Origin of the sequence: Xanthomonas cissicola (genome assembly GCF_008801575.1) — a bacterium.
Classification (GTDB): domain Bacteria; phylum Pseudomonadota; class Gammaproteobacteria; order Xanthomonadales; family Xanthomonadaceae; genus Xanthomonas; species Xanthomonas cissicola.
Genome location: NZ_VZPL01000110.1, coordinates 1 through 7,552, shown reverse-complemented (window position 1 = coordinate 7,552; position 7,552 = coordinate 1). Strand labels below are relative to the sequence as shown.

At 62.3% G+C, this 7,552-nt stretch carries 8 protein-coding genes and 1 pseudogene; 6 read left to right on the top strand and 3 right to left on the bottom strand.

The features are described from left to right. On the bottom strand, positions 1-187 hold a 187-nt coding region (locus F7R02_RS23285; RefSeq protein ID WP_151210039.1), incomplete at its 3' end, for a transposase. Between the two features lie 172 nt (positions 188-359). Between F7R02_RS23285 and F7R02_RS23280 the strand changes: the two are divergent. Beyond that, positions 360-1,316 (top strand): annotated as a pseudogene (locus tag F7R02_RS23280) (site-specific integrase); the annotation flags it as partial. A 20-nt stretch (positions 1,317-1,336) separates the two neighbouring features. Then, complete coding sequence (locus tag F7R02_RS23275; RefSeq protein ID WP_078589452.1) at positions 1,337-4,237, top strand: Tn3 family transposase; 2,901 nt, start codon at positions 1,337-1,339, stop codon at positions 4,235-4,237. A 68-nt stretch (positions 4,238-4,305) separates the two neighbouring features. On the opposite strand, the gene F7R02_RS27035 is transcribed toward F7R02_RS23275, so the two are convergent. Then, complete coding sequence (locus tag F7R02_RS27035; protein ID WP_235857285.1) at positions 4,306-4,431, bottom strand: DUF4158 domain-containing protein; 126 nt, start codon at positions 4,429-4,431, stop codon at positions 4,306-4,308. Between the two features lie 49 nt (positions 4,432-4,480). Beyond that, on the bottom strand, positions 4,481-5,053 hold the full coding sequence (locus tag F7R02_RS23265) for a recombinase family protein (protein WP_003490984.1): 573 nt from the start codon (positions 5,051-5,053) through the stop codon (positions 4,481-4,483). Positions 5,054-5,230: 177 nt separating this feature from the next. Between F7R02_RS23265 and F7R02_RS23255 the strand changes: the two genes are divergently transcribed. The 4 genes from F7R02_RS23255 to F7R02_RS23240 are packed head-to-tail and all read left to right on the top strand — an operon-like array spanning position 5,231 to position 7,300. Beyond that, positions 5,231-5,473 carry an antitoxin MazE family protein gene (locus tag F7R02_RS23255; protein WP_317851721.1) on the top strand — a complete coding sequence of 81 codons (243 nt, stop codon included), beginning with the start codon at positions 5,231-5,233 and terminating at the stop codon, positions 5,471-5,473. Further along, a complete protein-coding gene (locus tag F7R02_RS23250) occupies positions 5,470-5,793 on the top strand; it encodes a type II toxin-antitoxin system PemK/MazF family toxin (protein ID WP_005917856.1) in 324 nt (107 codons plus the stop codon). Before F7R02_RS23255 ends, F7R02_RS23250 begins: the two co-directional genes overlap by 4 nt. A gap of 25 nt (positions 5,794-5,818) precedes the next feature. Continuing rightward, positions 5,819-6,106, top strand: a complete 288-nt coding sequence (locus tag F7R02_RS23245) for a hypothetical protein (RefSeq protein ID WP_029220894.1) — start codon at positions 5,819-5,821, stop codon at positions 6,104-6,106. Between the two features lie 6 nt (positions 6,107-6,112). After that, a complete protein-coding gene (locus F7R02_RS23240; protein ID WP_003490828.1) occupies positions 6,113-7,300 on the top strand; it encodes a zeta toxin family protein in 1,188 nt (395 codons plus the stop codon). Positions 7,301-7,552: the final 252 nt, after the last annotated feature.

Genomic DNA, 7,552 nt, shown 5'->3' with positions numbered 1-7,552 from the left:
AACGGTTCATGCGTGTGTAGACCGTATGCCAGTTGCCAAAGCGCTTGGGTAGGCCGCGCCATTTGCAGCCATGCTCGGCAACGTAAAGGATGGCGTTGACCACTTGCAGGTTGGTCATGCTGACATTGCCGCGCTGCGCCGGCAGGCAGTGTTCGATCAGAGAAAATTGTGCTGGCGTGATCTCCATGCCCAATAGTTTAATCGCTCGGGCCATTAGTGTTAACAGGCCCTAGACGGGCCAGCTGCTGGCCTTGATCTCACGCGGGATAATCTAGAATTATCCCGCCTAATCCCGATTTTTCGGCTAGGCTCGCACGCGGGCCGTTACACCCCGGCCCATCGGGCGACTGGAGGAGCCGATGATCAGCGTTGCGCAATACCTGGAAGCCGCCACCCGACCCAACACCCAACGCGCTTACGCCGCGGCGACCCGCCATTTCGAGGTCGAATGGGGCGGCCACCTGCCGGCCACCGCCGACAACGTGGCGCGCTACCTCGCCGCCTACGCTGGCCAGTTGGCGATCAACACACTCAAACACCGGTTGGCGGCGTTGGCGCAGTGGCACCGGGTGCACGGCTTTGCCGACCCGACCCGGGCACCGGTGGTGCGCCAAGTGCTCAAGGGCATCCAGACCTTGCATCCGAGTGTCGAAAAACGCGCCACGCCCCTGCAGCTCACTCAACTGGGCCAGGTCACGACATGGCTGGAAGACGCTGCGGCCGCAGCCCGGTCTCGCGGCGATCGTGCCTCGGAGCTGCGGCATCTGCGCGATCGCGCCTTTGTACTGCTGGGCTTTTGGCGCGGCTTCCGCGGCGACGAACTGGTTCGCCTCCAGGTTCAGGATTTGGAGTTGGTGGCCGGCGAAGGCATGACCTGCTTCCTGCCGCACAGCAAGAGCGATCGCCAGCACGCCGGCACCACCTACAAGGTCCCGGCGCTGTCGCGCTGGTGCCCGGTTGCCGCCACCATGGCCTGGGTCGCGGCAGCCGCCCTCCACGAGGGGCCACTGTTTCGCGCGGTCAACCAGTGGGGTGGGATTGCCGCCGCGCCGCTCCACCCTAACAGCCTGGTGCGCCTGCTACGGCGGATCTTCCGCGAGGCCGGGCTGAGCTCTCCCAACGACTACAGCGGCCACTCGCTGCGCCGCGGCTTCGCCGGCTGGGCCAACGCCAACGGCTGGGACGTCAAGGCGCTGATGGAGTACGTCGGCTGGCGAGACGTGCAGTCGGCGATGCGCTACATCGACGGGGCCGATCCGTTCGCCCGCCAGCGCATCGAAGCCAGTCTGCCGGAAGCGCCTGCGCTGCCAAGGCCTGCAACGACCTGAGGGGCTGGATGGCGTCGATCGAACGGACCGCATACCCGCAATTCAAGCGCAACCCGGTCGTCCGCGAACTGGTTGCGGCCTACACGCCAACCGACGCTGAGGTGGCCTTCGTTGCCGAGTACACCCGGCAGCCTGCGCACCGCCTGACGCTGACGATCCTGCTCAAGACCTTCCAACGGCTGGGGTACTTCCCCATGCTGGACGAAGTCCCGCCGGCGGTGGTACGCCATATCCGCAGCGCGCTGAAACTGCGCGTGCAGGTCAAGCCAGCGAATCTTGCCAACGCCTCGCGCTATCGCTACTACCGCCGGATCCGTCAATTCCTGCAGGTCCGGGCCTACAGCGACGGCGGGCTGAAGATTGCGGCACGCGCGGTATACGAAGCCGCTGCGGTGATGGATAACCCGGCGGACCTGATCAACGTGGCCATCGAACAGCTCGTGCGTGATCGCGTCGAGCTGCCGGCGTTCTCCACACTGGATCGCCTGACCCGGCGCATCCGCACGCTGGTCAACGGGCGCTATTTCGCCCAGATCGGGGCTCAACTGACCGTCGACGAAAAACAGCGCCTTGAAGACCTTCTGCAGGTCGAAGAGGGGCGCCAGAAGAGCCCACTACATGCGATCAAGCGCCTGCCCAAGCGCTCTTCGTTGCAGCATTTCCAGGAGTTGATCGACCATATCGCCGAACTGGGCGAATTGGTCGGCAGCGAGTTGCACCTGGCGGGCATCCCGGAGGTCAAGCGGAAGCACTTCGCCGCCGAGGCACGGGCATTGGATGCTTCCGAGCTGCGCAAGTTTCGGCCCGCCAAGCGCTACGCCGTACTGGTGTGCTTGATCCACCGGGCCCGGGTCCAGACGCGCGACGATCTCGCGGAGATGTTCATCAAGCGCATGGGGAACATCCACAACCGGGGCCGAGAGGAACTGGAGCGGCTGAGGGCGCGCTATCGCGAGAAGACCGAAGCGATCGTGGCGACGATGTCGGATGTGGTCCGCGTCCTCGACCATCATCGCGGCGACACCGAGGCGGGGCGTGAAATCCGCCGCCTGGTCAACGCCCATGGTGGCGTGCAGACGTTGCAGGCCGACTGCAACGCCATTGCGGCGCATAGTGGCGACAATCACTTGCCGCTGCTGTGGCCGTTCTACAAAAGTCACCGCTCCACCATCCTGCGGATGGTGCGTAGGCTGGACTTGGCCTCGACCACGGAGGACCGCTCGCTGATCGACGCGATCGAGCTGATCCTGACGCAGGAACGAACTCGCAGCGATTGGTTGGACGAAGCGGTCGATCTGGCGTTCACCACCCAACTCTGGCGCAAGACCATAATCCATCGCACCGAACAGGGCGAAGAGCGCATCCACCGGCGCCTGTTCGAGGTTTGTGTGTTCTCATCGCTGGCCAACGAACTGAAATCGGGCGACGTGGCTGTGCGCGGATCGGAAACCTACGCCGACTACCGCGAGCAGTTGCTGCCGTGGGACCAGTGCGAACCTATGTTGGAGGATTACTGCAAGCAGGTGGGGCTGCCGGCCACGGCCGTGGGCTTCGTCAACGCGTTGCAATCGCGCCTGATGCAGGTCGCCGAGCTGACCGATCAAGGCTATCTGGAGAATGGCCAAGTAGTCACCCGCGCCCTGGAAACCGCCATCCTAGACCGCATGCCCGAACGCAGCGTCATCGAGATCCTGTGCGATGTGGCCCACTGGACGCGCTGGCCCCGGCACTTCGGTCCTCTGTCCGGCTCGGACGCCAAGATCGAGCAACCGACCGAGCGCTACGTCCTCACCGCCTTTACCTATGGTTGCAACCTCGGACCGGCCCAGGCTGCCCGACACCTGCGTGGCGCCGTCTCGGCGCACATGCTGTCGTTCGTCAACCGCCGGCATGTGGATGCCAACAAACTAGCCGCGGCCTGTCGGGACATCATCAACAGCTACGCCGGCCTGCAGCTCCCCAAATGCTGGGGCGATGGCAAGAGCGCAGCTGCCGACGGCACCAAGTACGACCTCTACGACCAGAATCTGCTCGCCTCGTACCACATCCGCTATGGCGGCTACGGCGGCATCGCCTACCACCACGTGTCCGATACGTACGTTGCGCTGTTCAGCCACTTCATTCCGTGCGGTGTCTGGGAGGCGGTCTACATCATCGATGGCCTGCTGAAGAACACCTCCGACATCCAGCCTGACACCGTCCACGCTGACACGCAGGGGCAGTCGCTGCCGGTGTTCGGCCTTTCGCATCTGCTGGGCATCCAGCTGATGCCGCGCATCCGCAACTGGCGCGAATACAAGTTCTTCCGCCCCGATGAGGACATTCGTTACGAACACATCGACGCGCTGTTCCGCGACACTGTCGACTGGGATCTGATCGAAATCCACTGGAAAGACCTGATGCAGGTCGTGCTCTCGATCAAGACCGGCAAGATCGCGGCCTCGACGCTGATGCGCAAGCTGGGCAACTACAGCCGCAAGAACCGGCTGTACCAGGCCTTCAAGGCACTCGGTTCGGCCGTGCGCACCTTGTTCCTGCTGCAGTACATCTCCAACCTCGAGTTGCGCGAACAGATCACCGCCTCGACCAACAAGGTGGAGGCCTACAACGGCTTCGCAAAGTATTTCTTCTTCGGCGGGGAAGGAGTGATTGCCGACAATGACCCCGTTGAGCAGGAGAAGGCCGTCCAATACAACGACCTGGTCTCCAATGCCGTCATCTTCTACAACGTGGTCGAACAGACCCGAATCATGACGTCTCTGATGCGGCAGGGGTGGAAGATCACACGGGAGGACGTGGCTTTCCTCAGCCCGTACGTGACCAGCCATGTGAAGCGCTTCGGGGATTACCTGATTGATGTGGAGGCAGTCCCGGAACCGTACGAGATTGAACTGGCGTTGGTGGCGTAGCTTTGTTGCGCAAGAAAATCAGCTAACTCACTGATGCAATGGATGAAATCCGATCTTGTGAGCTATTTTTATGCGTATGTCGGCTGAACCCCCAGTTCAGCATCGGTCAAGGCCAGATATTCCAGCCGCTGGGTGTCGTCGAAATCCGGCAGGCCGTACAAGGCTTCCTGCTCGGCGTCCGACAGAATGGTCAATCGTTCGCTCTTGGCTGCCATTACATTGCCGCTGCGCGTGAGGCGGTTGTCATTTTTGGAGATCTCCTGCGCTGGTGGATTGCAGAGCTGCATACAAGGCTGTTTTACTCACCTTGAGCCGTGTAGCGGCCTCCCGGACATTTAGCCCGTTGGCGATGTGTTTACGTGCCTGCTGCAACTTGTCGGCGGTGATGACTGGTTTGCGTCCGCCCTTGCGCCCGCGAGCGGCGGCGGCACTCAACCCGGCCTTGGTGCGCTCGCGAATCAGGTCGCGCTCGAACTGGCCCAGCGCGCCGAACACGTGGAAGATGAGCCGCCCGCCCGGCGTGGTGGTGTCGATGGCTTCCGTCAGCGAACGAAAGCCGACGCCTCGCGCTTCCAGCGCGCCTATCATTTCGATCAGATGCGGCATGGAGCGCCCAAGCCGGTCCAGCCGCCAGACGGCCAGCACGTCGCCGTTGCGCAGGTAGGCTAGCGCATCAGCCAAACCGGGGCGGTCAGCCTTGGCCCCGGAAGCCGCGTCCTCGAAAACGCGCTCGCAGCCTGCTTTGCGCAGCGCATCCGTCTGCAAAGCGGTGTCCTGTTCGGCCGTTGATACCCGCGCATAGCCGATCAGTGCCATTTGCCACCCATCTTGTCCGCCATTCCGTCCGTCTATCTTGTTGTCCGACAACCCGTTGCACAAGCAGTTTTCAGGACAGCGTCCGGCACGGCCGACTAACGATCATTTGACGGACAAACAGATGAAGGGAGGGAGGCGCTCGACATGGGATACATGCCAGGTATCATGTAAATATACATGCAATGTAAGGAGCCCATTATGCCGAGAACTCACAATCCGACGAACAAGGTCACCCGTCATCGTGACCGACTGCGTGCAGCCGGGTACAGGCCAGTGCAGTTTTGGGTGCACGATACCCGCTCGCCCGAGTTGGCTGCGATGCTCAGCCGCCAGTGTCGCAGCCTGCATGGTGATCCAACCGAAACCGATGCTATCGGCTTCGGTGAAGCCGCCGCTGGCCTTATCGAGGGGTGGGAATGACGCAGCGTGGCGACTTGGTAACGGTGGCTTTGCCGGGAGCCTACGGCAAGCCACGGCCGGCGCTAGTCATCCAGTCCGATTTGCTTGCCGAGCTGGAAAGCGTCCTCGTATGCCCGATCACAAGCGATCTGCGCGACGCGATGTTTCGGGTCACGGTCGAGCCGAGTCTGACCAATGGTCTACAGAAGATTTCGCAGGTCATGGTGGACAAGACAGCACCGATACCTCGCGCGAAAGTCAGTGAGCCGATTGGCACGCTCGACGCAGAACGCATGAGGGCCGTCGAACGCGCCCTCATGCTCGTCACCGGGCTGGCATAACGAAGGAAGACGAATTCCGATTTGGATGTTTTTGAGGAGTGCAACAGTGGCTACTACTACCCTTTCCCCCATCGCAGAAACGGCTCGCCTAGAAGCCGCCACAGAAACGCTGGCCGAGTACATCGGCTACCTGAACAGCGAGATCGACGCCGAGCAGGACAAGGCCGAACCGAACGCTGGTCGCATCGAGGCGCTAGAGCACGAGCTAGAAATCGTGGTGGACGAGCGCCGCGCCATTACGCCCGATAATCTCGGCCTGATTAACCGGGCCTTGTATGTCTACGCACCCCTGCTCAAACCGATGCACGGGTGACGCGTAATGGATGACAATCGCTTCCAACTGAGTCCGAGCAAGCACGCGATCATTTACGAGAAGATCGAGCGGCATCAATTCAAGGACACCGCCCCGGCCGACCAACCGCAGGCAATCATCTTGGGCGGCCAGCCCGGCGCAGGCAAAAGCGGCCTGCTCGAAGCGAGCAAGCAAGGCTTTGCAGATCGCAACGTCGTCACGATCAACGGCGACGAGCTGCGCTACTACCACCCGCAATACCTTGCCATCCAGAAGGCCGACGAGCGCCACTTTGCCGAGCTGACCGACCCGCATGCGCGGCCGTGGACGAAGCAGCTATTCGACCGCACCATCGAGACTCGCCGCAACGTCCTGTTCGAGGGCACGATGCGCGAGGCCGGCCCGATTACCGACACGATGCGCCGCCTCAAAGTGGCCGGCTACTACGTCGTCGCCCGTGTGATCGCGGCCAACGAGCGCGACAGCATGGCCGGCATCCATCGCCGCTACGAAGAACAGAAAGCGGCCAAGGGCTTCGGCCGCTGGTCGAACGTGCAGGCCCACAACGACGCCTATCAAGGCATGCCGGCAACGCTCGAATACATCGAACGTCACAAGCTGGCCGACCGCGTACAGGTCTACGACCGCAAGGGCAACGTACTGTATGACAACGAGATGCAGGGCAACGAATGGAAACAGCAGCCGACAGCAAGAACCGCCGTCGAGGCCGAGCGCAACCGCCCACCGACGCCCGAGGAACGCCGGCAGCACAAGGCCGAATGGACAACGATTCTCGCCATGATGGCAGCCCGCCGCGCCGACGAGCGCGAGATCGAGCGTGTGCAAGAAGTAGCTCGGCAGTACGGGGGATTAGAACGCCTGGAGCTTAAGCCGGCCGAGTACGAGCGCCAGGACTACGGCCGGCAACAGCCCGAGCTGCGCGCGCCCGAAACCGGCAAGACCTACCAAGGCCCGATTGTGTCGGCCGACGACAAGCACGTCATCCAGTCAGTCAGGGAAGCCGGCCGCGAGCTGCACATTCAGCACGAACGACTTGTACTGAACACCGACCGCCGCGAGCTGCTGAACGCCGGCGCGAACGTCGAGATTCGCTACCCATACAACCGGGTCGGCATAGTGAATGAATGGGGAGCAAAAGAGATTCAAGGGCCGGCATCCAAGGGCATCGAACCCAAGGATTTTGGCAAGAGATAGATGCAAGCGGCGAGGTTGAAGGAGCCGCCCTACAACCCGGTAATCCCCCCGCCCATTAGCAGACGCCAGTTGCCCGGCCTGCCGCGCACCCGCAGCAAACCGGCCCGCGCGAGCAGCGCCAACGCCTAAGGAAGCTCTGAACAACGCACCACAGATACGCGACACTACCCGCCTCATCATGTAGAGGATCATCTATGCAGCTGACGTTCGGTGACGCTGAGGGCCTGGGCAAGCGCAAGCAGACCCGGCGCG

Excerpts from the sequence above, each read along its gene's own strand:
- F7R02_RS23275 (WP_078589452.1), top strand. The coding sequence starts at position 1,337 with ATGGCGTCGATCGAACGGACCGCATACCCGCAATTCAAGCGCAACCCG.
- F7R02_RS23265 (WP_003490984.1), bottom strand. The coding sequence starts at position 5,053 with ATGGCACTGATCGGCTATGCGCGGGTATCAACGGCCGAACAGGACACC.
- F7R02_RS23255 (WP_317851721.1), top strand. The coding sequence starts at position 5,231 with ATGCAATGTAAGGAGCCCATTATGCCGAGAACTCACAATCCGACGAAC.
- F7R02_RS23250 (WP_005917856.1), top strand. The coding sequence starts at position 5,470 with ATGACGCAGCGTGGCGACTTGGTAACGGTGGCTTTGCCGGGAGCCTAC.
- F7R02_RS23245 (WP_029220894.1), top strand. The coding sequence starts at position 5,819 with ATGTTTTTGAGGAGTGCAACAGTGGCTACTACTACCCTTTCCCCCATC.
- F7R02_RS23240 (WP_003490828.1), top strand. The coding sequence starts at position 6,113 with ATGGATGACAATCGCTTCCAACTGAGTCCGAGCAAGCACGCGATCATT.